We start from the raw sequence: 23,016 nt of genomic DNA on the forward strand, positions 1-23,016 counted from the left end.
CATCAGAGCGCGGCGATGATCTGCGGCATTCCGGTCTCGACGTCGCCGGGCAGGTCGAGCAGGAGGCCCCGGTGGACGCCGTACCAGGGGGACAGCCGCGCCCAGTCCTTCGAGCGTTCGATCAGGTCGGGGGTCGGCCGGTAGACCTCACGGACGCCCTCGGCGACGGGTTCCGGTGCGCCGTTGAGCGGCCAGCAGAGGTCGAGGGCGGGGTCGCCGATGACGGCATCGGTCCAGTCGATGATGCCGGTGACCTGGTCGCTTGTCATCAGGATGTGGTCGGGACCGAAGTCGCAGTGCACCAAGGAGGTCCGGACCTGTGCTACCCGGTCGAGAAGGTCCAAGGCCCGGCCGTGCAGCTCGGTCGGCAGCAGCGGCACGATCCAGCTCCGGAACTCGGCGAGAGTGGCTGTCTTCTCGGCCGTAGCGGTCGCTGCGTCGAGTGCGCCGTACGCCACGGCCTCCTGAGGGTCGACGGCGTGCAAGGCCTTCAGAAAGGCGCCCAGCGCGCGTCCCGTCTCCTCGGTGCCGTCGGTGAACGGCCGCCCGGGAAGCATCAGATGCCGTACGCCGTACGCCGTCGGCTCGGGTACCGGTATCGGCAGCGGGAGCTGTGGCGCGAGCCAGGGGAGGAGCGTCAGCTCCGCGAGCAGCCGTGGACGTACTTCCGGACGCCGCGGCGCCCGATGGAGCCACGGGCCTTCGATCCACGCGCGGCTGTCCCAGCCGTCGTCGATCGCGAGGCTCCGGACCCAGTCGCCGAGCAGCCCGACGCTGTCCGGCATGAACGACCACTCGCCGAACTTCGCCACCAGGTCCGCGGGCGACATCCACGCGCCCCACTCGACTTCTTCGGGCTGATGACGTACCGGGCCGTCCCAGACGCACGTGTACAGGTATGCGTGGTACTGCGTGTTCTCGTCGGCGTAGTCGCCCTCCGGCAACCGCGTCAGCTCCACGCCGGCGATGCCGAGTTCCTCCTCGAGCTCCCGTACGACGGCGTGGAACGGGTCCTCACCCGCCGCCACCACGCCGCCCGCGGCGAAGTCGTAGCGGCCCGGGTACACGTCCTTGGTCGGCGTCCGGCGATGGACGTAGATGTCACCGGCCGGATTCCGGACGACCACCCCGGTGGCCGAGTGCCGCAGGTTGTCGCGCCGCATCACCGAGCGCGGCGCGGATCCCGTGACCTGGTTGCGGTCGTCGAGAATCGCCACCAACTCGTCCACTCGCGAAGTCTCACATGTAACCCTGTGGACACAGCAACCACTTTCCCCGCCGGTACCGCGTAGGCTCGGTCGCATGAGTGTTCGGCGGATCATGGGTACCGAGACCGAGTTCGGCATCTCGGTGCCGGGCCAGCCCGGGGCCAACCCGATGCTGACCTCGAGCCAGGTGGTGAACGGCTACGCGCAGACGCAGCCGCTCGCGCGCAAGACCCGGTGGGACTTCGACGAGGAGCATCCACTGCGGGACGCGCGCGGGTTCGACCTGAGCCGGGAGGTGGCGGACTCCAGCCAGCTCACCGACGAGGAGACCGGCCTGGCGAACGTGATCCTCACCAACGGCGCCCGGCTGTACGTCGACCACGCCCACCCGGAGTACTCCGCGCCCGAGACCACCAACCCGCGGGACGCGGTGGTCTGGGACAAGGCCGGCGAGCTGGTGATCATGGAGGGCGCGCGGCAGGCCCGGCTGATCCCGGGTGCGCCGCAGCTGAACCTCTACAAGAACAACGTCGACAACAAGGGCGCGTCGTACGGTGCCCACGAGAACTACCTGATGCGCCGGTCCACACCGTTCGCGTCGATCGTGCGGCACCTGACGCCGTTCTTCGTCAGCCGCCAGGTGGTGACCGGGGCCGGCCGGGTCGGGATCGGCCAGGACGGCGCCACGCACGGGTTCCAGCTCAGCCAGCGGGCGGACTACTTCGAGGTCGAGGTCGGCCTGGAGACGACGCTGAAGCGGCCGATCATCAACACCCGCGACGAGCCGCACGCCAACCCGGACCGGTACCGGCGGCTGCACGTGATCATCGGCGACGCGAACCTGTCCGAGATCTCGACGTACCTCAAGGTCGGCACCACCTCGCTGGTGCTGGCGATGATCGAGGACGGCTGGCTGACCGACGACCTCGGCGTTGACCGGCCCGTGACCGCGCTGCACGAGGTCAGCCACGACCCGTCCTGCACACACCTGCTGACGATGAAGGACGGGCGCAAGCTCACCGCGGTCCAGTTGCAGACCGAATACCTGGAGCAGGCGCGCAAGTACGTCGAGGACAAGTACGGCGACGACGCCGACCGGCAGACCAAGGACGTGCTGCACCGCTGGGAGCAGATCCTCGACCAGTTGGCGCTGGACCCGATGAAGTTGTCGGACCAGCTGGACTGGGTGGCGAAGTACAAACTGCTGCAGTCCTACCGCGATCGCGACGGCCTGGACTGGGACGACTCCAAGCTGCACCTGGTCGACCTGCAGTACGCCGACCTCCGCCCGGACAAGGGGCTCTATTACAAGTTGGTGAAATCCGGCCGGATGCAGCGGATCGTCACCGACGAGGAGATCCGGATGGCGGTCGCGCACCCGCCGACGGACACCCGGGCGTACTTCCGCGGCCGTTGCATGCAGCAGTACGCGCCGCAGGTCGCGGCCGCCTCCTGGGACTCGGTGATCTTCGATCTGCCCGGCAAGGAGTCGCTGCAGCGGATCCCGACGCTGGACCCGCTGCGGGGCACGAAAGCGCATGTCGGAGCACTTCTTGACCAATGCGACACCGCGAGTGACCTGGTTCGCACCATTACTGGGGGCGGCGCCGGGTAGGGTCGCTAGTGAAGGCCGATTTGGGCGGCCTTCCCAGCGGTTCTAGGAGGTGGCCATATGGCGAAGGACGGCGGTCAGCAGCACAAGCAGCCGAAGCGTTCGTCGACCGAGGAAGAGGTCGAGCAGGTCGAGGCGTCCGAGGACGTCCAGGAACGCAAGGAACGGCTCGACGAGGACGTCGACTCGATCCTGGACGAGATCGACGAGGTGCTCGAGGAGAACGCCGAGGAGTTCGTCCGCGGATTCGTGCAAAAGGGTGGGGAGTGAACCGCTCGATGACATCTGATGCCTCCGGCCGGCTGCCGGAAGCCTTCCTGACCCCGGGCGGCTCGTCGTTCATGGACTTCCTGGCCGGGCACGCGCCCGACCTGCTGCCCGGACGACGGTCGCTCGGGCAGGGTGACCTGTCCAGCGAAGTCCCGCACGGTACGACGATCGTGGCCGCCACCTTCCCCGGTGGCGTGATCATGGCCGGCGACCGGCGGGCCACGATGGGCAACATCATCGCCCAGCGTGACATCGAGAAGGTGTTCCCGGCCGACGAGTACTCGGCGGTCGCCTTCGCCGGCTCGGCCGGTTTCGGGATCGAGATGGTCCGGCTGTTCCAGGTCGAGCTGGAGCACTACGAGAAGCTCGAGGGCGCCACGCTGAGCCTGGACGGCAAGGCGAACCGGCTCAGCGCGCTGATCCGGGGCAACCTGCCGATGGCGATGCAGGGCCTCACCGTGGTGCCGCTGTTCGCGGGGTACGACGAGGACATCAAGGGCGGGCGGATCTTCTCCTACGACCCGACCGGCGGGCGGTACGAGGAGACCCACTTCTACAGCGTCGGTTCGGGCTCGCTGTTCGCCCGCGGCGCGCTGAAGAAGCTCTACCGCGAGGACCTGTCCGAGACCGACTGCGTGACGGTGGCGATCCAGTCCCTGATCGACGCCGCCGACGACGACTCGGCGACCGGTGGCCCGGACATGCTGCGGCGGATCTTCCCGGTGGTCGGCGTGGTCACCGCGGACGGTTACCGGCGGCTGCCCGAGGACGAGGTGGCGGCGCTCGTCGACGCGGCCTGGACCCAGCGGCACCAGCGTCCCGACGGTCCGTCAGCCCCGTCCCTGACCTGATCACCCCGAACCGACAGAGGACTCGATGAGCGTTCCCTTCTACGTCTCGCCCGAGCAGCTGATGCGGGACCGGGCGGACTTCGCCCGGAAAGGCATCGCCAAGGGCCGCAGCGCGATCGCGCTGCAATATGCCGACGGCATCCTGTTCGTCGCGGAGAACCGGTCGCCCGCGCTGCACAAGGTGGCCGAGATCTACGACCGGCTGGCCTTCGCCGCCGTCGGCCGGTACCCGGAGTTCGAGAACCTGCGGATCGCCGGCGTCCGGCTGGCGGACATGCGCGGGTACTCCTACGACCGGCGTGACGTCACCGGCCGGGCGCTGGCCAACGCGTACGCGCAGACCCTCGGCGCGATCTTCTCCTCCGGCGGCGAGAAGCCGCTCGAGGTGGAGATCCTGGTCGCCGAACTGGGCACGACCGCGGCCGACGACCAGGTCTACCGGCTCACCTACGACGGTTCGATCGCCGACGTCCAGGGGTACGCCGTGATGGGCGGCCCGGCGGACCAGGTCGCGGACTACGTCGGCGAGCACTACCGCGACGGCATCTCGCTGGCCGGCGCGCTGCGGCTCGCGGTCGACGCGCTCGCGCACGACGGCAACGAGGTCCGCGAGCTGACCCCGGACCAGCTCGAGGTCGCCGTGCTGGACCGGACCCGCACCCAGGTGCGCAAGTTCAAGCGGATCTCCGAGGAGACGGTCGCCAACATCCTCTCGGAGTCGCAGCCGGCTCCCGCCGAGGAGGCCAAGGCGGAGGAAACGACGCCGCCGGCCGACGAGGCTCCGACCGAGCCACCGGCGGACGGCGAAGCCCCGGTGGCCCCACCGGAAGACCCTGAAGACAACCGTCCACTGTGACGGACCACACCGAGAGCTCAGCCGTCACCGATCACGTGGCGGCTGAGCCGTCTCGGCCCGACGATCCCGCGCCGTGGGAGCTGCTTGGGGAGGAACCAGGCTTCCAGCGCTTCCTCACCGTGCGCCTGCGCCGCTACCGCATGCCCGACGGGCGTGAGGTCGAATGGGACGTCTTCGGGCCCGAGGCCGGGATCAGCGCCGGCATCACCGTGCTGCCGCTGACGCCGGAGGGGCGGATCGTGACGATCCGGATGTTCCGGGCCGGCCCGGACAGCGTGGTGACGAACCTTCCGGGCGGCCTGGTGGAGCCGGGGGAGGACGTCGCGGTCGCGGGAGCGCGCGAGCTCGAGGAAGAGACCGGGTACACCTGCGAGACCCTCGACGTGGTTGGCTGGCAGTGGTCCGGCGCCTCCTCGACGTTCCGCAAGTACGTCGCGATCGCCCGCGGCTGCCGCCCCGACGGCAAACAGCAACTCGACGAGGCCGAGGACTGCGTCCCGGTCGAACTCACCGTCAACGCCTTCCGCGCCGAACTCCGCAACCCCGGCGCAATGACAGGAATCGACGGCGCCTACCTGGCCCTCGACCACGCCGGCCTGCTCTAGACTCTTGGTGGGCCGCGACTGGCGTTGAGGTGGAGGAACCACCGGGGAACGGTCTGCCATCCGGCTTTGCCGCGCGCCTGGGCACCTTCGTACGTCGAGGAGTGTGCGCATGAGCGCTGAGCTGATGATCGGGACCGACCTCGCTGCCGAGCTGGTGGCCAAGGCGGCGGAGCGGGCGAGTGCCCTGCGGGAGCAGTACGGCGTGCAGCCGTGCCTGGCGACCGTGCTGGTCGGAGACGATCCGGCGTCGGCGACGTACGTACGGATGAAGCAGAACCGGTCGAAGAAGGCCGGGATCGCGTCCCGCAGCGTCGTACTGCCGGCGTCGACGACGACTGACGAGCTGGTCGCGGAGATCACCAAGCTGTCCGAGGACCCGGCCGTCCACGGGATCCTGCTCCAGCACCCGGTGCCGGCGCAGATCGACGAGCGGGCCGCGTTCGAGGCGATCGACCCGGCCAAGGACGTCGACGGCGTGACGATGCGCTCGTTCGCGGCGATGGCGTTCGGCGATCCCGGGTTCCGGTCCGCGACGCCCGGCGGGATCATGCGGCTGCTGGCGGCGTACGACGTACCGCTCGAAGGCGCGCACGCCGTCGTGATCGGCCGCAGTCCGATCCTCGGCAAGCCGGCCGGCATGTTGCTGTTGGCATCGAACGCGACCGTCACGTACGCGCACTCGCGGACCCGCGATCTGCCCGAGCTGGTCCGCACCGCCGACGTCGTGATCGCCGCCGTCGGCAAGGCGAACTTCGTCCGCGGCGACTGGCTGAAGCCGGGTGCGGTGGTCGTCGACGCCGGGTACAACGAAGGCAACGTCGGCGACGTGCACTTCGCCGAGGCGTCCGAGGTGGCGAGCCTGATCACCCCGGTCCCGGGCGGCGTCGGCCCGATGACGATCGCGCTGTTGCTGGAGCAGACGGTCGACGCTGCTGAGACGGCTGTCCACTCCTTGACTACCCTGAACTAGGGTTGGAGCAGACGAACTAGGAGGCGAGACGTGGCGGTACGGGCGATCCGGGGTGCCACCCAGCTGGACGTGGACGAGCGCGAGCATCTGCTCGAGCGGTCCGCGGAGCTGGTGAAGGCGGTCCTGGAGGCGAACGATCTGGAGAACGAGGATCTGATCAGCATCCTGTTCACCGTCACGTCCGACCTCCGGTCGGAGTTCCCGGCCGTCGCCGGCCGGCAGATCGGGCTCACCGACGTACCGCTGATGTGCATGCAGGAGATCCCCGTACCGCACGCGCTGCCGCGGGTGGTCCGGCTGATGGTGCACACCGAGTCGCCGCGCTCGCGGGACAAGATCCAGCACGTGTACCTGCACGGCGCCGTCGCGCTCCGTCCGGACCTGACCGGCGCCCAGTGAGTGGGGTACGGTGACCGAGCTCCGCGGGCCGGTCCGCATCGTCGGTACCGGGCTGATCGGTACGTCGATCGGGCTCGCGCTCGCCCGGCTCGGGGTGGTCGTGGAGCTCGTCGACGGGAACCCGGACAACGCGCTGATGGCCGAGCGGATCGGCGCCGGCTCACGGCTGGTCGAGATCGAGCCGCAGCTGGTCGTCGTCGCCGTACCGCCCGACCACGTCGGCGCGGTAGTCGCCGAGCAGCTCGAGCAGACCGACGCCGTCGTGACGGACGCGGCCAGCGTCAAGTCGAAGCCGCTCGCGGACGCGCGCAGCCTGGTGCCGGACGTCAGCCGGTACGTCGGCAGTCACCCGATGGCCGGCTCCGAACGCAACGGTCCGCTGGCGGCCCGCGCCGACCTGTTCGACGGCGCGACGTGGGCGATCACACCGCACGCGACGAGCGACGCCGACGCCGTCGACTTGGTCCGGCGGCTCGCCGAGGCCTGTGGTGCGCGTACCGTCGAGCTGTCGGTGGAGGACCACGACCTCGGCGTCGCCCGGGTCTCGCACCTCCCGCACCTGATGTCCGCGCTCGCCGCCGGCACGCTGGCCGACGCGCCGTCGTCGCACTTGGAGCTGTCCGGGCAGGGCGTCCGCGACGTCACCCGGATCGCGGCCGGCGACCCGCGGCTGTGGACCCAGATCGTGTCCGCGAACTCGACCGCGCTGACCGGCCTGCTGGAGCAGATCCGTGGCGAGCTCGACCGGCTACTCGTTGCCCTTGGCAAGGAAGAGGCGAACGACGAGCTGACCGCGATCCTCGGCCAGGGCGTGTCCGGCGCGGTCCGGGTACCGGGCAAGCACGGCACGCCGCACATCGACCTGGTCACGGTGCTGGTGACCATCCCGGACCGCCCCGGCCAGCTGGCGAAACTGTTCGCCGACGCCGCCGAGTCCGGTGCGAACGTCGAGGACCTCCGCATCGACCACAGCCCCGGCCGCCCGGTCGGTGAGGTCGAGCTGGCCGTCAAGCCCGGTTCGGTCGACCAGTTGGTCGACGTACTCACGGACCGAGGGTGGGTAGTCCACCGTTAGTTTGTCCCCGCTCGAAGGTAATCTTCGGGGCATGATCATCGCTGTGGACGGGCCGAGCGGCTCCGGTAAGTCGAGCACCGCGCGCGGAGTGGCCACCCGGCTCGGACTGCGATACCTGGACACCGGTGCGACGTACCGCGCGGTGACCTGGTCGGCGGTCGAGCGCAGGCTGGACCTGGACGACACAGCGGCGGTCGCGCAGCGCGCCCGGGAGCTGGTGCTGGAGGTCAGCACCGACCCGGAGCAGCAGTACGTGATCGCCGACGGGACCGACATCACCGCCGCGATCCGCGAGCCGCGGATCAGCGAGGTGGTCTCGAAGATCGCCACCAACCTCGACGTCCGCAAGGAGCTGATCCGGCGCCAGCGGGCCATCATCGACAAGGCCCAGACCGACGGCGGGATCGTGGTCGAGGGCCGCGACATCGCCACCGTGGTCGCCACCGACGCCGAGCTGAAGGTGCTGCTGACCGCCGACCAGGAGGCCCGGATGGCCCGCCGCGGCGCCGAGCTCGCGGCCGGATCGGTGACCGCGGCCGAGCTCCGCGACCAGATCGTCCGCCGCGACGCCGACGACTCGACCGTGTCCGAGTTCCAGGTCGCCTCCGACGGCGCCGTCACCATCGACTCCACCGACCTGACCCTGGAGGAGGTCGTCGACGTGATCAGCCGACTCGCCACGGAGAGCGTCCCTCGGGGCCGGGAGCTATGACGGCGGAACTCACCGGGCACAAGGACCTGCCCCGTACCGACGACCTCCCGCCCCTGCCGTACCGGCTCGCGCTGCCGATGCGGGCGGTGGCCCGGCCGTACTTCCGGTACAAGTACGACCTGCACATCCACCACGAGGACCGGTTCCCGCTGACCGGTCCGTTGCTGATGACACCGAACCACCTGAGCCTGCTGGACGCGCCGCTGCTCGGTGCGATGGCGCCGCGGATGCTGCACCAGCTCGGGAAGATCGAGGTGTTCGGCGGCTTCCAGGGCAGGTTCCTGCACCGGATCGGGCAGATCCCGGTCGACCGGTCGACGTACGACATGCTCGCGGTCCGCAAGTCGATCCAGGTGCTGCGGGACGGGCGGGTGCTGAACATCTACCCGGAGGGCACCCGCGGGCCGGGCGACTTCGGCCGGATCCGGATCGGGGTGGCGTACCTGGCGATGGTCACCGGTGCCCCGATCCTGCCGGTGGCGCTGATGGGTACGCGGTTGCCGGACGGTACCGTGGAGGGTCATCCGCCGGCCGGAAGCCGGATCGACATCGTGTACGGCGAGCCGTTCTCCGTGGACCGCGTACCCTTTCCCAGGAGACATACCGACGTACAGGCGGTCGCCGACCACATCGGCGACGTGCTGCGCGCCCACGTGAAGGCGGCCGTCGAAGAAACCGGCCACCCACTTCCGGGCTGGCGAGACCAGAGGGACCCTGATGACTGACCTGCCCATCGAAGTACCGACGCACGACCGTGAGGACACCGGGCCGCTGCCCGTGCTCGCGATCGTCGGCCGGCCGAACGTGGGCAAGTCCACGCTGGTCAACCGGATCATCGGCCGTCGCGAAGCGGTCGTCGAGGACACCCCGGGCGTGACCCGCGACCGCGTCTCGTACGACGCCAACTGGGCCGGCCGCGAGTTCACCGTCGTCGACACCGGCGGCTGGGACCCGGACGCGGTCGGGATGGCCGCCCTGGTCGCGGCGCAGGCCGAGGTCGCGATCAACGCCGCCGACGCGGTGCTGTTCGTGGTCGACGCGGTGGTCGGCATCACCGATGCCGACGAGGCCGTCGTCCGGGTGCTGCGCAAGTCCGGCAAGCCCGTCGTACTGGCCGCGAACAAGGTCGACGACCAGCGGATCGAGTCCGAGGCGATGAACCTGTGGAGCCTCGGCATCGGCGAGCCGTTCCCGGTGTCGGCGATGCACGGCCGCGGCACCGGCGACATGCTGGACGCCGTACTGGCCGCTCTCCCGGAGGCGCCCGCGGAGCGCGACGGCGAGCTGGGCGGGCCGCGCCGGATCGCGATCGTCGGCAAGCCGAACGTGGGCAAGTCGTCGCTGCTGAACAAGGTCGCCAAGGAGGACCGTGTCGTCGTCAGCGACGTCGCCGGTACGACGGTCGACCCGGTCGACGAGCTGATCACGCTGAGCGGCAAGGAGTACCGGTTCATCGACACCGCCGGGATCCGGCGCAAGGTCAAGAACGCCTCCGGGCACGAGTACTACGCGTCCCTGCGGACCAACGCCGCGATCGAGCGGGCCGAGGTCGTGGTGGTGGTGATCGACTCGTCGGAGTCGATCACCGAGCAGGACCTGCGGATCATGAACGCGGTCGAGGAAGCCGGCAAGGCGCTGGTGATCGCGTACAACAAGTGGGACCTGATGGACGACGAGCGTCGCTACTACCTGGAGCGCGAGATCGACCGCGACCTGGTCCAGTTCCGCTGGGCGCCGCGGGTGAACATCAGCGCGCTCACCGGCTGGCACATGGACAAGCTCGTACCGGCCATCGAAGCCGCGCTCGAGGGCTGGCAGACCCGCGTCCCGACCGGCCAGCTGAACGCCTTCCTCGGCCGCCTGGTCGCCGCCCACCCGCACCCGGTCCGCTCCGGCAAGCAACCGAAGATCCTGTTCGGCACCCAGGCCACCACGATGCCGCCCACCTTCGCGATCTTCACCTCCGGCCAGATCGAACCCTCCTACCAACGCTTCATCGAACGCCGCCTCCGCGAAGACTTCGGCTTCGTAGGCAGCCCCGTCCACGTCCAAATCCGAGCCCGCCAAAAGAACAAGAAACGCTGACCGAACCCTGGTCGGTCGGGCTCTCCGGATGAGGTAAGGTAGTCCCGGGTTCGCTTACAGAGCGAGCTGGCGGGCTGTGGCCTAGCTTGGTTAAGGCGCCGGTCTGGGGGACCGGAGAGCCCGAGTTCAAATCTCGGCAGCCCGACCGCAAAGAGGGGCACCGATTTCTGTCGGTGCCCCTCTTTAGGTTTGTCCTCATGAATGCAATCGGAGATCGACGAGGCTGGAACGACGACGACCTGCGGCAGGCGGTGCAGAGCAGCGCGTCCTGGCGTGCGGTTGCCCGCGCTCTGGGCTTGAAGGACACCTCTGCGGCGACGCCTCGCCGGCATGCAGCCCGGCTGGAGTTGGACACATCACACTTCACTGGGCAGCGTCGCTGGTCCGATCAACAGTTGAGTGAAGCCGTAGCGGCGTCGAGTTGCTGGGCGGACGTCATTGCCGTGCTCGGCATTGTCGACAACGGAGCCGAACGACTTCGGATCAAGGGTCACGCCGTCAGACTGGGCTTGGACTGCAGCCATCTGCGGTCGCCGCACGCCAAGTCGACCCCGGACGAGGTGTTCGACGAGCCCGTCCGGCCGGAGATGCTCCGCTACTCCGCCGCTGCGATGGCGATGGCATGGTTCACCTTGCGCGGATGTGCGGTCGCGTTGCCGATCGAGCCGCAGGAGTACGACCTGTTGGTGACAACGTCCCAGGGCATTCAGCGGGTGCAGGTGAAGTCCTGCGCAGCTCGTACCGCGAAGGGGTATTGGCACGTCGGCATCGGTCGGCGGCCGTACGTGCTCGACAAGTCCGCGAGCAAGATGCCGTACGACCCCGACTCGATCGACCTGTTCTTCATCGTGCTCGGCGACGGCAGCATCTATGTCATTCCCAGTTCGGTCCTGGCCGGCCGGGTCGGCATCTCCGCCGAGAACTACAACGAGTACCGCGTGGGGGACGCGTCGAGTCTGTTGGGTGGAGCGCCAGCTGGTGCTGACGCCCCGCGGCGGGTGTCAAAGTACGCCAGTGAGTTCGTCGGTTCGGGGTTTCTCGGGGACCCGAAGATTTTCGCCTTCGATGTCTACGCGGGGGGTCAGGCGGTCTAGCCACTTCGGGAACCACCAGGCTCGGTTGCCGAGGAGGCTCAGGATGGCGGGGACGAGGGTCATGCGGACGACGAAGGCGTCGATCAGGACGCCGATGGTGAGGCCGAAGCCGATGGCCTTGATGATCGGGTCGTGGACGAGGATGAAGCCGGCGAAGACCGAGGCCATGATCAGGGCGGCGGCGGTGACGACGCGGGCGCCGTGACCGAGGCCCTGGACGGTGGCGTCGTTCGCTTGCTTTCCGTGCACGAACTCCTCGCGGACCCGCGACACGATGAACACCTCGTAGTCCATCGCCAGCCCGAACAGGATGCCCATCATGATGATCGGCAGGAAGCTGACCAGCGGGCCGGGGGAGTCGACCCCGACGAGCTTCGCCAGGTGCCCCTGCTGGAACACCGCGACCGTGATCCCGAACGTCGCACCGATCGTCAGTACGAAGCCGAGCGTCGCCTTCAACGGTACGAGCACGGACCGGAACGCCAGCAGGAGCAGCAGGAACGACAACCCGATGACGACGAACAGGTACGTCGGCAACGCGTCGGACAGCTTGTTCGACACGTCGACGCCGACGGCGGTGTTCCCGGTCACGGAGATCTCGGTGCCGCCGGTGGCGAGCGGCTTGATCGCGGACCGGAGGTTCTTGACCAGCTCAGCGGTCTGCTCGCTCGCCGGCCCGCTGCGCGGGATGACCTGCACCAACCGGGTCGTACCGTCCTGACTGGCCGCGGCCGGCTGTGCCGCCACCACGTCGGTCAGCCCCTGCGTCTTGCCCAGTACCTGCTGCGCCACGCCGTTGGCCGTCGCCGCATCGTTGCTCTTCACAACGACCACGAGCGGCCCGTTCGCGCCCGGCCCGAACGCGGCGGCGGTCAGGTCGTACGCGACCCGCTGGTTCGTACCGGCGGCCGCCGAGGCGCCGTCCGGCAGCGCCAGCTGCATGTCCTTCGCCGGAATCGCCAGCAGTCCGAGCCCGATGATGCCGACAGCAACGATCGGTACGCGCAGCCGGGTCACCAACCGGCCCCACCGGAAACCGAACCCTTCGACCGGTACGACAGCGGTCGGTGCCTTGCGCAACTTCCGCGGCAGCACCCGGTTCCCGACGAACCCGAGCAGCGCCGGCAGCAACGTCAACGCGACCAGTACGGCCGTAAGTACCGTTGCCGCCGCGGCCAGCCCCATCGCGGTCAGGAACGGTACGCCGACCACCGACAGGCCGGCCAGTGCGATCACCACGGTCGCTCCGGCGAACAACACGGCCGACCCGGCCGTCGCCGTAGCTCGTGCGACCGACTCCTCGGGATCCATCCCTTCGCCCAGCTGCGTCCGGTGTCGTGAACTGATGAACAGCGAATAGTCGATCCCGACCGCGAGCCCCAGCATCAACGCGAGGATCGGCGCCGTCGACGACACATCGGTGAACGCGGTCACGATGAACAACCCGGCCATGCCCGCGAGTACGCCGAGCAGCGCCGTCACCAGCGTCATCCCGGCCGCGACCAGCGACCCGAACGTGACCACCAGCACGACGGCCGCGACGGCGACCCCGATCACCTCGGTCGGACCGATCTCCGGGACGCCGGCCTTGATCTGCCCGCCCGGGACCACTTCGAGGTCGCCGTTGCTCAGCGCGCTGAGTCCGTCGTACCCGTTGCTGCTCGCGTGCGACAGTTCGTCGGCGGGCTTGTCGAACTGGACGCTGATCAGCCCGGTCCGGCCGTCCGGGCTGATCGCCTTGCTCATGAACGGGTCGATCGCCGCGATCACCTCGGGTACCTTCGCGACCTTGGCGACAGTGACGCCGACGGCGGCCTTCACCGTCGGGTCGGCGAGCGTCTTGCCTTCCGGCGCCTGTACGACGACCGTCGCGGAGGCGCCGCTGGCGGCCGGAAGCTCCTGCTTGAGAGCGTCGAGCGCGCGCTGCGACTCGGTACCCGGGATCGAGAACGTGTTCGCGGTCTTGCCGCCCAGCGTCAGCGCGCCGACCCCCAGCACCACGAGGAACAGCGCCCACAGCGCGGCGACGAGACGCCTGCGCTGGTAGGAGAACCGGCCGAGCCGGTAGAGCAGATTGGTCATCGGGAAGTGCTTCCGTTTCGGGTCGGTACGGGGTACGGGCAGAAGTGATCGCCCCGCGGCCGCGGGGTGGTCCGTGGTGTTGGTCAGGTGGGGAGCAGGAGTCTGCGCAGAGCGGTGTCGCAGAGTCTTCGGAGTTCGTCGTCGGTGCGATCGCCGGGGTAGCGGCACTCGCCGAGCAGACCGTTCACGGCGAACTTGGCGAGATCCTTCTCGAAGGTGTCGTCGGAGCCGGCCAGATAGCCGGTGAGCTGGATGCCGTCGGCCACCAGCCCACCGATCTCCGGCATGCTGTCGATCACGGGGATGACGTCCTGGATCACGTCCATCACCCCGCGATGCAGGACAGCCAGATCGGTGAACCGCCGGATCGCGACCTCCTGCGCCTCATGGCGTGGCAGCGCCGCCAGTTGCGCGACGAGTTCGGCCACATCGGCAGCGGCGGGTTCGAGGACAGCAGCGAGTACGGCCGGCTTGCCGCTGAAGTGGTAGAGCACCGTCGCCTTCGAGCAACCGGCCGCGGTCGCGATGTCCTGCAGCGACGTCGCGTTGTAGCCGGCTGTCTGGAACAGGTCCATCGCCTGGCGGACGATCTCGCGCCTGGTCCGCTCCCGGGCGGGGGTGGTGACTGCCATGACAGCATCTTGACTGACCGATCGGCCAGTTTTCAACCGATCGGTCAGGTTTGTGGTCCGCTTCACGTTGAATTTGCAGGGTAATCTTGTAATTCAGGAGGCGAGGCCGATGCCCGACGACGATGTACTGGACGCTTACTCCCGGGTCGTGTCGGGGGTGGCCGAACACCTGATCCCGCGGGTCGCGAGCCTGCGGATCCACAGCCGGCGCGGCGACTCGTCCGGTTCTGCGGTCGTCCTGACCGGCGATGGCCACCTGCTGACCAACGCCCACGTGGTCGGCGACGGCACCGAGGCGTCGGCGGAGTTCGCGGACGGTACGACCGCGCAAGCGCGGGTCGTCGGCGTCGACCGGCTGTCCGATCTCGCGGTCCTGCGGGCCGACCGGGCGATCCCCGATCCGCCGGAGTACGGGGACGCCGACCACCTCAAGGTGGGGAACCTGGTCGTTGCGGTGGGCAACCCGCTCGGCCTGGCCGGGAGCGTGACCGCGGGCGTGGTGAGCGCGCTCGGGCGATCGCTGCCGGTACGCAGCGGCTCGGGCAACCGGATCATCGAGGACGTGATCCAGACCGACGCCGCGCTGAACCCGGGCAACTCCGGCGGTGCGCTTGCCGACGGCAACGGGCGGGTGATCGGCATCAACACCGCGGTCGCCGGGATCGGGCTCGGCCTGGCGGTTCCGGTGAACCCGACGACCCGCCGGATCATCTACTCGCTGCTGCACGACGGCCGGGTGCGCCGCGCGTACCTGGGTCTGGTCAGCACACCCGCACCACTGCATCCGGCGCTGGCGGAGCGCTTCGGCCAACGTACGGCGCTGCGGGTGGTGGAGGTGATCCCGGCGAGCCCGGCCGCCGCCGCAGGACTCCGGCACGGCGACCTGGTGCTCGCAGTCGACGGCGTACCGCTGCGCGACGCGCAGTCGCTGCAGCGGCAACTGTTCGAGGACGCAATCGCCCGCCGCACCGAGATCACCGCAATCCGAAACAACGCCCTAGTCGACGTCATCGCCTACCCGGCCGAACTCACCGACTGAGGGGAGCCCGGAGGAGTACGCAAGTGCCGGGCTTGAGGGGAGCGTTGGGGAAGGTGAAGTTGCGGGTGATCTCGGTGAAACCGAACCTCTGGTGGAGGTCGAGGGTTGCGCCGTTCTGGAGGTTGGCGAAGTAGTAGACCTCGTCCGCGCGCTCGGCGACCCAGCGCATCCGCTCGATCGTCAGCAGGTCCCCGATCCCGTGCCGCCGCCACGCCGGCGCGACGATCAGCCCGATCAGGTAGTACCCGTCCGGCGCGGTGCCGGGCGGGTCGGTGGGGGAGATCTGATGCCCGAGTACGAGCGCGTACCCGGCGATCTCCCCGCCGGCCTCCGCGACCACCGTGTACTTGTCCGGATCCCGCAGATCCGCCTCGAGCCGAGCCCGCCGCGCCTCCACCGCCCCACCCGTCCGCGTCACGATCAACTCCGCACAGGTGGTGAGGTCGGCCACCACAGCAGGCCGTACGAGTACGTCGGCCTGCTGCCGGGCAACCCCGGGCTCGTACTCGGCGAAGCCTGTCACCAGCCGCGCTCGCGCCACTCGGGGAGGTGGGGGCGTTCGGTGCCGAGGGTGGTGTCGGAGCCGTGGCCGGGGTAGACCCAGGTTTCGTCGGGGAGCTCGCCGAAGAGCTTGGTCTCGACGTCGTTGATGAGCGACGTGAAGCGTTCCTGGTCGCCCTGGGTGTTGCCGACGCCGCCGGGGAAGAGCGAGTCGCCGGTGAACAGGTGCGGCGGGCCGTCCGGGTCGTCGTACACCAGTGCGATCGAACCGGGCGTGTGGCCGACCAGGTGGACGACGCGCAGGCTGGACCGGCCGACCGCGATGTGGTCGCCGTCGTCGGCGAGCTGGTCGGTCGGGACCGGGATGCCCTCGGCGTCGTACCGCCCGGCGACCGTGGTGGCACCGGTCCGGGCGACCACCTCGGCCAGCGCCTCCCAGTGGTCCTGGTGGCGGTGCGTGGTGATGACCCGGGCGAGACCGGCGTCGCCGATCAGGCGGAGCAGCGTGTCCGCCTCGTTCGCGGCGTCGATCAGCACCTGCTCGTCGGTCTGCCGGCAGCGCAGCAGGTACGCGTTGTTGTCCATCGGCCCGACCGCGACCTTGGTGATCATCAGCTGGGCCAGCTCGTGGGTCTGCGCCGGTCCGCCGACCTTGACGTTCCCGTGGTACTCCGGCATGCGCCTTCTCCCTGGATCTCGGTGACACAGCGATCCTTGCACTGTTCGCGGCGGGGTGCGCGGGCCACCCTCGGCGATCGAATATACTTTCGAAATGCTCGCCGGTTCCGGCGGCGGAAGTTTTTGTCGGTGGGCCTCGTTAGCATGACGGGGCATGCCCCGGATACCCCTCGAGAACGGCTGAGAGTGAGCTTGTGTCTGACCGTCTGATCGTGCGCGGAGCGCGTGAACACAACCTGAAGGACGTCTCGGTCGACCTGCCACGGGACGCCATGATCGTCTTCACCGGCCTGAGCGGGTCCGGCAAGTCCAGCCTGGCCTTCGACACGATCTTCGCCGAGGGCCAGCGGCGCTACGTCGAGTCGCTGTCGGCGTACGCGCGGCAGTTCCTCGGCCAGATGGACAAACCCGACGTCGACTTCATCGAGGGCCTGTCACCGGCGGTCTCGATCGACCAGAAGTCCACCTCGCGGAACCCGCGCTCCACGGTCGGCACGATCACCGAGGTGTACGACTACCTCCGGCTGCTGTTCGCTCGGGCCGGTCGCCCGCACTGTCCCGAGTGTGGCGAGCCGATCGCGCGACAGACCCCGCAGCAGATCGTCGACCGGGTGCTGGAGCTCGAGGAGGGCACCCGGTTCCAGGTGCTCGCCCCGGTGGTCCGCGGCCGCAAGGGTGAGTACGTCGACCTCTTCCGGCAGCTGACCGGTCAGGGTTTCTCGCGGGCCCGGGTGGACGGCGAGACGATCCAGCTGACCGAGCCGCCGAAGCTGGACAAGCAGAAGAAGCACAGCATCGACGTGGTGGTCGACCGGCTCGCGGTCAAGGGTTCGGCGAAGCAGCGGCTGACCGACTCGGTCGAGACCGCGCTCGGCCTGGCCAGCGGCCTGGTCGTGCTCGACTTCGTCGACCTGCCGGAGAACGACCCGCACCGCGAGCGCCGGTTCTCCGAGAAGCTCGCCTGCCCGAACGACCACCCGCTCGCGATCGACGAGCTCGAACCGCGCTCGTTCTCGTTCAACTCGCCGTACGGCGCCTGCCCGGTCTGCACCGGCCTGGGCACCCGGATGGAGGTCGACCCCGAGCTGCTGGTCCCGGACCCGTCGAAGTCGCTCGACGAGGGCGCGATCCAGCCCTGGTCCGGACAGAACGTCACGCAGTACTTCGAGCGCCTGCTCGAGGCGCTGGCGAGGGACCTGAAGTTCAAGACCAGCACCCCGTTCGGGGAGCTGCCCGCGAAGGCGAAGAAGGCGCTGCTCACCGGCCACGACAAGCAGGTCCACGTCTCGTACCAGAACCGCTACGGCCGCGAGCGGTCGTACTACACCAGCTTCGAGGGCGTGATCCCGTACGTCGAGCGCCGGCACGCGGAGGCGTCCAGCGACACCGGACGGGAGCGCTTCGAGGAGTACATGCGCGAGGTCCCGTGCCTGGCCTGCAACGGCGCGCGGCTGAAGCCGATCTCGCTCGCGGTCACCCTCGGCGGGAAGAACATCGCCGAGATCAGCGCGATGTCGATCGACGAGGTGCACGACTTCCTCGTCCAGATGGAGCTCACCCCGCGCGAGAAGCAGATCGCCGAGCGGGTGGTGAAGGAGATCGGCGAGCGGCTGCGGTTCCTGCTCGACGTCGGTCTGGACTACCTCGCGCTCAGCCGGCCGGCGGGATCGCTGTCCGGGGGGGAGGCGCAGCGGATCCGGCTCGCGACCCAGATCGGTTCCGGCCTGGTCGGCGTGCTGTACGTGCTGGACGAGCCGTCGATCGGCCTGCACCAGCGGGACAACCGGCGGCTCATCGACACCCTGGTCCGGCTCAAGGAGCTGGGCAACACGCTGATCGTCGTCGAGCACGACGAGGACACCATCGACCACGCGGACTGGGTCGTCGACATCGGCCCGGGCGCGGGCGAGCACGGTGGCCAGGTGGTCGTGTCGGGCACGGTCGAGGACCTGCGCAACCACCCGGACTCGATCACCGGTGCGTACGTGTCGGGCCGCAAGGAGATCCCGATCCCGGCGGTGCGCCGGCCGCTGACCGAGGGCCGCGAGCTGACCGTGTACGGAGCGCGTCAGAACAACCTCAAGGACCTCGACGTGACCATCCCGCTCGGGGTGTTCGTCGCGGTCACCGGAGTGTCCGGGTCGGGCAAGTCGACGCTGGTCAACGACATCCTTTACACCTCGCTGGCGCGGCAGATCTACGGCGCCCGCGCGGTGCCGGGGCGGCACACGAAGATCTCCGGCATGGAGCTGGTCGACAAGGTCATCCACGTCGACCAGTCGCCGATCGGCCGCACCCCGCGGTCCAACCCGGCGACGTACACCGGGGTCTGGGACCACGTCCGCAAGCTGTTCGCGGAGACCCCGGAGGCGAAGGTCCGTGGGTACCAGCAGGGTCGCTTCTCGTTCAACGTGAAGGGTGGGCGCTGCGAGGCCTGCTCGGGTGACGGCACGCTGAAGATCGAGATGAACTTCCTGCCGGACGTGTACGTCCCGTGCGAGGTGTGCCACGGAGCGCGGTACAACCGCGAGACGCTCGAGGTGCACTACAAGGGCAAGACCGTCGCGGACGTACTGGACATGCCGATCGAGGAGGCGGCGGAGTTCTTCCAGGCGATTCCGGCGATCTCGCGGCACCTGACGACGCTGGTCGAGGTCGGCCTCGGGTACGTACGGCTCGGTCAGCCGGCGCCGACGTTGTCGGGTGGTGAGGCGCAGCGGGTGAAGCTGGCGTCCGAGCTGCAGCGGCGTTCGACCGGCCGGACGGTGTACGTGCTGGACGAGCCGACGACGGGGCTGCACTTCGAGGACATCAGCAAGCTGCTCGGGGTGCTCAGTGGGTTGGTGGACAAGGGCAACTCGGTGCTGGTGATCGAGCACAACCTCGACGTGATCAAGACCGCCGACTGGCTGATCGACCTCGGTCCGGACGGTGGTCGCCGCGGCGGCACCCTCGTCGCCGAGGGCACCCCGGAGGAGGTCGCCGCCAACCCGGCCTCCTACACCGGCCAGTTCCTCGCCGAGATCCTCAAAGGCCGAGCCGCCAAGCCAAGCGCGAGAAAGTCAGCCACCAAGGCACTACCTCCGGCAAAGAAGGCCGCCGCGAAGACAACGGCCGCCAAGAAGACGGTGGCTAAGAAGGCAGTCGCGAAGAAGGCAGCCCCCGCAAAGAAGACGACAACCCGCAAACGGGTCGCCGGCTGACGGAGCGGGCGGGCGACGGCTCCTGCTGGGCGGGAAACGCTGCTGGGTGGGAGTCGGCTGCCGGGGTGCCGAACTGGTGGGATCGGGTTAGCGGCGGAAGAGTTGTTGCCAGAGGTGGCGGAGCCAGGTGCGGCGGGGGGTTGGTAGGAGGGCTGCTGGGAGGACTACGGCTGGGGGAGTGGCCAGGGTGATGGGGACCTGGACCATGCGGTCGCCCTGCAGCCAGTAGAGGTCGGGACTGCACTGGTCGGACGCATCCTTGTACTCGGCAGCCACGTACGCGGCCAGCCGATCCGCGACCTCCTGGCCGGCGTCGGCGGCGCTGAAGGCGACGGTGCTCAGCCGCGGTACGCCGACCAGTACGCCCATCCCGACGGACGCCTGCGGCAGGAGCTTCTCCCGGTCGACGATCGCCATCGACACCAGCGGATCGTCCGCGCGCGAAAGCACCGAGAACCCGTCGTGCTCGACCGGCCGCAGATCGGCGATCTGGTCGAGCGTCAACTGCACCGGCGACGGTACGTCGGGATCACCGAGCCCGAGCATCGACCGCCGTACCACGGTCAGCCGGCGGCAGTCGTTCCCCGTACCGATGAACACGACCACCTCGAAGTGGTCACCGAACGGGATCAGCGCGTCCGCGACCGGACCGGCCGTCCGCGCGGACCAACCACGCTGCAACAACATCGCCCGCTGCCGATCCGCGACGTCCCCGAAGCGGTGTTCCTCGGTGGCGAGCTCGCCCTCCGCGACGACCGCCCGCAGCCAGGCCTCGATCTGGTCGGCCCACAACTGCTGCGGCAACTGCAGGCAGCGGTCGATGATCTCGCCGAGCCCGACGACCGCGGACATCTGCAGCGCGCCACGTCCCCAGCCGACCTCGACGGTCCGCTCGGCGGTGTCGACGACACAGCCCGGCATCCACAGCGGCGCGAGGTCCGCGATCGCCTTCAGGACGGTCGAGTCGTTCGTCGTACCAGTCATCTCATGCCTCTCCCACCACCACAGTGTGCCGGGCCGGGTTCGCGGCGGGCCGGTCAGCGGGAGCAACCTTAGTTGCCGGCCGGTCGATCCGGGGCGGCGGCTCCCAGCCGATTCACAGCAAACCTTCAAACTGCGGTTCAAGGAGATTGTGGTGAACCGATCCGGTGACCGCGCCGTTTGAGTAGGTGGATAGCGTTCAACCACTTCGATCAGCAGGCTCTTGGAGGTCCAGTTTCATGAGCGATGACACGACGGCATCGGCCACCACTTCGGCTGCAGTCAGCAAGGCGGCAGCGGACGGCGGTCTGCGCGACCGCAGGACGGTGCTGCGTTGCGCCGCGATGGTCGCCCTGGCGGGTGCCGGCGCGCCGCTCCTCGCGGCCTGTGGCGGCAGCGACAACGCCAGCGGTGGTAGCACCGGGAGCACCGGCAGCGGTACGTCGCCTTCCGCGACCGCTTCGAGTTCCGCGCCGGCTTCCTCGGGCACACCGTCGGCCGGCGGTGGCGGCGGTGGCGGCGGTACCGTCATCGGCCCGGTGTCGGACGTACCGGTCGGTGGCGGGAAGGTGTTCGCCGACGCGAAGGTGGTCGTGACCCAGCCGACCGCTGGTACGTACAAGGGGTTCTCCGCGGTCTGCACGCACCAGGGGAACCCGATCGGCTCGGTAGAGGGCGGCCAGATCGTCTGCCCGTTCCACAACAGCCACTTCAGCATCAAGGACGGCAGCGTCGTCAGCGGACCGGCCCCGACCGCGCTCCCCGCGGTGAACGTGAAGGTCGTGGGCGGCAACATCGTCGAGTCCGCCTGACGCCTGGACCGGAGCGACCAGAGCGACCGGAGCGACCGGAGCAAGGAGAAGGCCCGGCCACGGGGTGGTGGCCGGGTCTTCGATCAGGATTTCAGGACTGGTCGGGAGCTCCGACGTACAGCAACTTGTTCGGCGAGCCGGTGCCCGGGTCGCCGACCTTGTCCGCGGTCGAGTTGCCGACCAGCGCCTTCGCGACGTCGGCCGGGGTGGCGTCCGGGTGGTCGGCGAGGTAGAGCGCGATCCCGCCCGCGACATGCGGTGTCGCCATCGACGTACCGCTCATCTTGGCGGTCGCGTCCGGGCCGGTGATGCCGACCGAGGTGATGTCGACGCCCGGCGCGAACAGGTCGACGCACTTGCCGTAGTTGGAGAACTCGGCGCGCTGGTCCTGGTCGTCGGTCGCGCCGACCGTGATCGCCGACGGCTCCTTGGCCGGCGAGCTCTGGCAGGCGTCCGCATTGTCGTTGCCGGCAGCAACGGCGTACGTGACGCCGGAGTCCACCGATGCCTTCACCGCGGCGTCGAGGGCGTCGTCGGCCCCGCCGCCGAGGCTCATGTTCGCGACCGCCGGCTTCTTCGCGTTCTTGGTCACCCATTCGATACCGGCCACCACGGACTCGGTCGACCCGGAGCCCTTGCAGTCCAGCACCCGGACCGCGATCAGCTTCGCCGCCTTGGCCAGGCCGTACGTCGTACCGCCGATGGTGCCGGCCACGTGGCTGCCGTGGCCCATGCAGTCGACGCCGTTCTGGCCGTCGCCGACGGTGTCGGTACCGACCGAGGCGCGGTCACCGAAGTCCTGGTGTTTGGCGTAGATGCCGGTGTCGATGATGTAGACGTTGACGTTCTTCGCGTCCGTCGACGGCTCGTACTTCTTGTCCAGCGGCAGGGCGCGCTGGTCGGCACGGTCCAGGCCCCAAGGCGGGTTGTCCTGGGTCGCGGTGATCTTCTGGTTCTGCTGGACGTACGCGACCCGCGAGTCGGTGGCGAGCTTCTTCGCCTGGTCCTCGGACATGTTCGCCGAGAAGCCCTTGATCGACGCGTCGTACTGGTCCTTGACCTTCACGTCGTAGCTCGCGGCGAGGCTCTGGGTGGCGACCCGGGTCTGGGCCTGCGAGCGCTGGCCGGCCAGGACGACGATGTAGCTGCCGGGGATCGCGTTCGGGTTGCCGGCGCCGCGGATCGTCACCGCCGCGGGTTCTCCGGAGGCGGCGTTGCTGCCGGCCGCGGTGGCGACGATTCCCGTCGCGGCCAGCGCGGCCGCGGCGACCGCACCGAACACGGCGCGTGGTCTGCTGAAGGAAGGGGACATGGGCGGAACTCCCTCGAGTAAGCGCAAGGCCTTGTTGCC

The 23,016-nt window shown here is 69.2% G+C and carries 22 protein-coding genes, 1 tRNA gene and 1 riboswitch; of the genes, 16 read left to right on the top strand and 7 right to left on the bottom strand.

The genetic code is table 11. The features are described from left to right. Window positions 1–2: 2 nt before the first annotated feature. Entirely contained in the window at window positions 3–1,229 is a 1,227-nt protein-coding gene (locus ACFYRU_RS19560) for a phosphotransferase (protein ID WP_387660639.1), read from the bottom strand. A gap of 73 nt (window positions 1,230–1,302) precedes the next feature. Here ACFYRU_RS19560 and dop point away from each other — a divergent pair, with 73 nt between their 5' ends. The 13 genes from dop (at window position 1,303) to ACFYRU_RS19625 (ending at window position 11,737) form a co-directional block, all read left to right on the top strand. Further along, entirely contained in the window at window positions 1,303–2,823 is a 1,521-nt protein-coding gene (gene dop / locus ACFYRU_RS19565) for a depupylase/deamidase Dop (RefSeq protein WP_387660641.1), read from the top strand. Window positions 2,824–2,880: 57 nt separating this feature from the next. Beyond that, the gene (locus ACFYRU_RS19570; RefSeq protein WP_130448384.1) at window positions 2,881–3,090 is read left to right on the top strand and encodes a ubiquitin-like protein Pup; all 210 of its coding nucleotides are present in this window, start codon (window positions 2,881–2,883) and stop codon (window positions 3,088–3,090) included. 8 nt (window positions 3,091–3,098) lie between these two features. Beyond that, window positions 3,099–3,941 carry a proteasome subunit beta gene (prcB, locus tag ACFYRU_RS19575; RefSeq protein ID WP_387660643.1) on the top strand — a complete coding sequence of 281 codons (843 nt, stop codon included), beginning with the start codon at window positions 3,099–3,101 and terminating at the stop codon, window positions 3,939–3,941. 25 nt (window positions 3,942–3,966) lie between these two features. Then, window positions 3,967–4,797, top strand: coding sequence for a proteasome subunit alpha (gene prcA / locus ACFYRU_RS19580; protein ID WP_387660646.1), 831 nt, complete (start codon window positions 3,967–3,969; stop codon window positions 4,795–4,797). Continuing rightward, the gene (locus ACFYRU_RS19585; protein ID WP_387660648.1) at window positions 4,794–5,402 is read left to right on the top strand and encodes an NUDIX hydrolase; all 609 of its coding nucleotides are present in this window, start codon (window positions 4,794–4,796) and stop codon (window positions 5,400–5,402) included. The genes prcA and ACFYRU_RS19585 overlap by 4 nt, the downstream gene beginning before the upstream one ends. A 4-nt stretch (window positions 5,403–5,406) precedes the next feature. Then, window positions 5,407–5,492, top strand: a riboswitch (ZMP/ZTP riboswitch). Between the two features lie 19 nt (window positions 5,493–5,511). After that, complete coding sequence (locus ACFYRU_RS19590) at window positions 5,512–6,372, top strand: bifunctional 5,10-methylenetetrahydrofolate dehydrogenase/5,10-methenyltetrahydrofolate cyclohydrolase (protein WP_387660651.1); 861 nt, start codon at window positions 5,512–5,514, stop codon at window positions 6,370–6,372. 30 nt (window positions 6,373–6,402) lie between these two features. Continuing rightward, entirely contained in the window at window positions 6,403–6,771 is a 369-nt protein-coding gene (aroH, locus tag ACFYRU_RS19595; protein ID WP_141860489.1) for a chorismate mutase, read from the top strand. A 10-nt stretch (window positions 6,772–6,781) separates the two neighbouring features. Continuing rightward, window positions 6,782–7,846: a prephenate dehydrogenase gene (locus ACFYRU_RS19600; protein WP_387660655.1), complete on the top strand. Its 1,065-nt coding sequence runs from the start codon at window positions 6,782–6,784 to the stop codon at window positions 7,844–7,846. Between the two features lie 31 nt (window positions 7,847–7,877). After that, window positions 7,878–8,558: a (d)CMP kinase gene (gene cmk, locus ACFYRU_RS19605; protein WP_387660657.1), complete on the top strand. Its 681-nt coding sequence runs from the start codon at window positions 7,878–7,880 to the stop codon at window positions 8,556–8,558. Beyond that, window positions 8,555–9,283, top strand: coding sequence for a lysophospholipid acyltransferase family protein (locus ACFYRU_RS19610; protein WP_387660660.1), 729 nt, complete (start codon window positions 8,555–8,557; stop codon window positions 9,281–9,283). The genes cmk and ACFYRU_RS19610 overlap by 4 nt, the downstream gene beginning before the upstream one ends. Continuing rightward, a complete protein-coding gene (gene der, locus ACFYRU_RS19615; protein ID WP_387660663.1) occupies window positions 9,276–10,643 on the top strand; it encodes a ribosome biogenesis GTPase Der in 1,368 nt (455 codons plus the stop codon). The genes ACFYRU_RS19610 and der overlap by 8 nt, the downstream gene beginning before the upstream one ends. Window positions 10,644–10,713: 70 nt before the next feature. Beyond that, window positions 10,714–10,788, top strand: a tRNA-Pro gene (locus tag ACFYRU_RS19620). A 52-nt stretch (window positions 10,789–10,840) separates the two neighbouring features. Then, the gene (locus ACFYRU_RS19625) at window positions 10,841–11,737 is read left to right on the top strand and encodes a group I intron-associated PD-(D/E)XK endonuclease (RefSeq protein ID WP_387660666.1); all 897 of its coding nucleotides are present in this window, start codon (window positions 10,841–10,843) and stop codon (window positions 11,735–11,737) included. Here ACFYRU_RS19625 and ACFYRU_RS19630 read toward each other — a convergent pair. Beyond that, window positions 11,645–13,819: an MMPL family transporter gene (locus ACFYRU_RS19630; RefSeq protein WP_387660669.1), complete on the bottom strand. Its 2,175-nt coding sequence runs from the start codon at window positions 13,817–13,819 to the stop codon at window positions 11,645–11,647. The genes ACFYRU_RS19625 and ACFYRU_RS19630 overlap by 93 nt on opposite strands. An 83-nt stretch (window positions 13,820–13,902) precedes the next feature. Further along, window positions 13,903–14,451 (bottom strand): TetR/AcrR family transcriptional regulator, encoded by a 549-nt coding sequence (locus tag ACFYRU_RS19635; RefSeq protein WP_387660672.1) that lies wholly within the window; start codon window positions 14,449–14,451, stop codon window positions 13,903–13,905. Between the two features lie 109 nt (window positions 14,452–14,560). On the opposite strand from ACFYRU_RS19635, the gene ACFYRU_RS19640 reads away from it, so the two are divergent. Continuing rightward, a complete protein-coding gene (locus ACFYRU_RS19640; protein ID WP_387660674.1) occupies window positions 14,561–15,490 on the top strand; it encodes a S1C family serine protease in 930 nt (309 codons plus the stop codon). Here the strand turns inward: ACFYRU_RS19640 and ACFYRU_RS19645 are convergent. Beyond that, a complete protein-coding gene (locus tag ACFYRU_RS19645; protein ID WP_387660678.1) occupies window positions 15,480–16,031 on the bottom strand; it encodes a GNAT family N-acetyltransferase in 552 nt (183 codons plus the stop codon). The two genes, ACFYRU_RS19640 and ACFYRU_RS19645, sit on opposite strands and share 11 nt — an antisense overlap. After that, window positions 16,010–16,669: an MBL fold metallo-hydrolase gene (locus ACFYRU_RS19650; RefSeq protein WP_387660681.1), complete on the bottom strand. Its 660-nt coding sequence runs from the start codon at window positions 16,667–16,669 to the stop codon at window positions 16,010–16,012. Before ACFYRU_RS19650 ends, ACFYRU_RS19645 begins: the two co-directional genes overlap by 22 nt. A 194-nt stretch (window positions 16,670–16,863) precedes the next feature. On the opposite strand from ACFYRU_RS19650, the gene uvrA reads away from it, so the two are divergent. Then, on the top strand, window positions 16,864–19,872 hold the full coding sequence (gene uvrA / locus ACFYRU_RS19655) for an excinuclease ABC subunit UvrA (protein WP_387660684.1): 3,009 nt from the start codon (window positions 16,864–16,866) through the stop codon (window positions 19,870–19,872). 87 nt (window positions 19,873–19,959) lie between these two features. On the opposite strand, the gene ACFYRU_RS19660 is transcribed toward uvrA, so the two are convergent. After that, window positions 19,960–20,856, bottom strand: a complete 897-nt coding sequence (locus ACFYRU_RS19660) for a hypothetical protein (protein ID WP_387660688.1) — start codon at window positions 20,854–20,856, stop codon at window positions 19,960–19,962. 236 nt (window positions 20,857–21,092) lie between these two features. Here ACFYRU_RS19660 and ACFYRU_RS19665 point away from each other — a divergent pair, with 236 nt between their 5' ends. Next, window positions 21,093–21,665, top strand: a complete 573-nt coding sequence (locus ACFYRU_RS19665) for a Rieske (2Fe-2S) protein (protein WP_387660690.1) — start codon at window positions 21,093–21,095, stop codon at window positions 21,663–21,665. A 91-nt stretch (window positions 21,666–21,756) separates the two neighbouring features. Here ACFYRU_RS19665 and ACFYRU_RS19670 read toward each other — a convergent pair whose 3' ends face one another. Next, a complete protein-coding gene (locus ACFYRU_RS19670; protein WP_387660692.1) occupies window positions 21,757–22,977 on the bottom strand; it encodes a S8 family peptidase in 1,221 nt (406 codons plus the stop codon). Window positions 22,978–23,016: the final 39 nt, after the last annotated feature.

It is taken from the genome of Kribbella sp. NPDC004536 (genome assembly GCF_042873835.1).
Lineage (GTDB): Bacteria > Actinomycetota > Actinomycetes > Propionibacteriales > Kribbellaceae > Kribbella.

Coding starts and splice junctions, on each gene's coding strand:
- dop (WP_387660641.1), top strand. CDS start 1,303: ATGAGTGTTCGGCGGATCATGGGTACCGAGACCGAGTTCGGCATCTCG.
- ACFYRU_RS19570 (WP_130448384.1), top strand. CDS start 2,881: ATGGCGAAGGACGGCGGTCAGCAGCACAAGCAGCCGAAGCGTTCGTCG.
- prcB (WP_387660643.1), top strand. CDS start 3,099: ATGACATCTGATGCCTCCGGCCGGCTGCCGGAAGCCTTCCTGACCCCG.
- prcA (WP_387660646.1), top strand. CDS start 3,967: ATGAGCGTTCCCTTCTACGTCTCGCCCGAGCAGCTGATGCGGGACCGG.
- ACFYRU_RS19590 (WP_387660651.1), top strand. CDS start 5,512: ATGAGCGCTGAGCTGATGATCGGGACCGACCTCGCTGCCGAGCTGGTG.
- cmk (WP_387660657.1), top strand. CDS start 7,878: ATGATCATCGCTGTGGACGGGCCGAGCGGCTCCGGTAAGTCGAGCACC.
- ACFYRU_RS19610 (WP_387660660.1), top strand. CDS start 8,555: ATGACGGCGGAACTCACCGGGCACAAGGACCTGCCCCGTACCGACGAC.
- der (WP_387660663.1), top strand. CDS start 9,276: ATGACTGACCTGCCCATCGAAGTACCGACGCACGACCGTGAGGACACC.
- ACFYRU_RS19625 (WP_387660666.1), top strand. CDS start 10,841: ATGAATGCAATCGGAGATCGACGAGGCTGGAACGACGACGACCTGCGG.
- ACFYRU_RS19630 (WP_387660669.1), bottom strand. CDS start 13,819: ATGACCAATCTGCTCTACCGGCTCGGCCGGTTCTCCTACCAGCGCAGG.
- ACFYRU_RS19635 (WP_387660672.1), bottom strand. CDS start 14,451: ATGGCAGTCACCACCCCCGCCCGGGAGCGGACCAGGCGCGAGATCGTC.
- ACFYRU_RS19640 (WP_387660674.1), top strand. CDS start 14,561: ATGCCCGACGACGATGTACTGGACGCTTACTCCCGGGTCGTGTCGGGG.
- ACFYRU_RS19650 (WP_387660681.1), bottom strand. CDS start 16,669: ATGCCGGAGTACCACGGGAACGTCAAGGTCGGCGGACCGGCGCAGACC.
- ACFYRU_RS19660 (WP_387660688.1), bottom strand. CDS start 20,856: ATGACTGGTACGACGAACGACTCGACCGTCCTGAAGGCGATCGCGGAC.
- ACFYRU_RS19665 (WP_387660690.1), top strand. CDS start 21,093: ATGAGCGATGACACGACGGCATCGGCCACCACTTCGGCTGCAGTCAGC.
- ACFYRU_RS19670 (WP_387660692.1), bottom strand. CDS start 22,977: ATGTCCCCTTCCTTCAGCAGACCACGCGCCGTGTTCGGTGCGGTCGCC.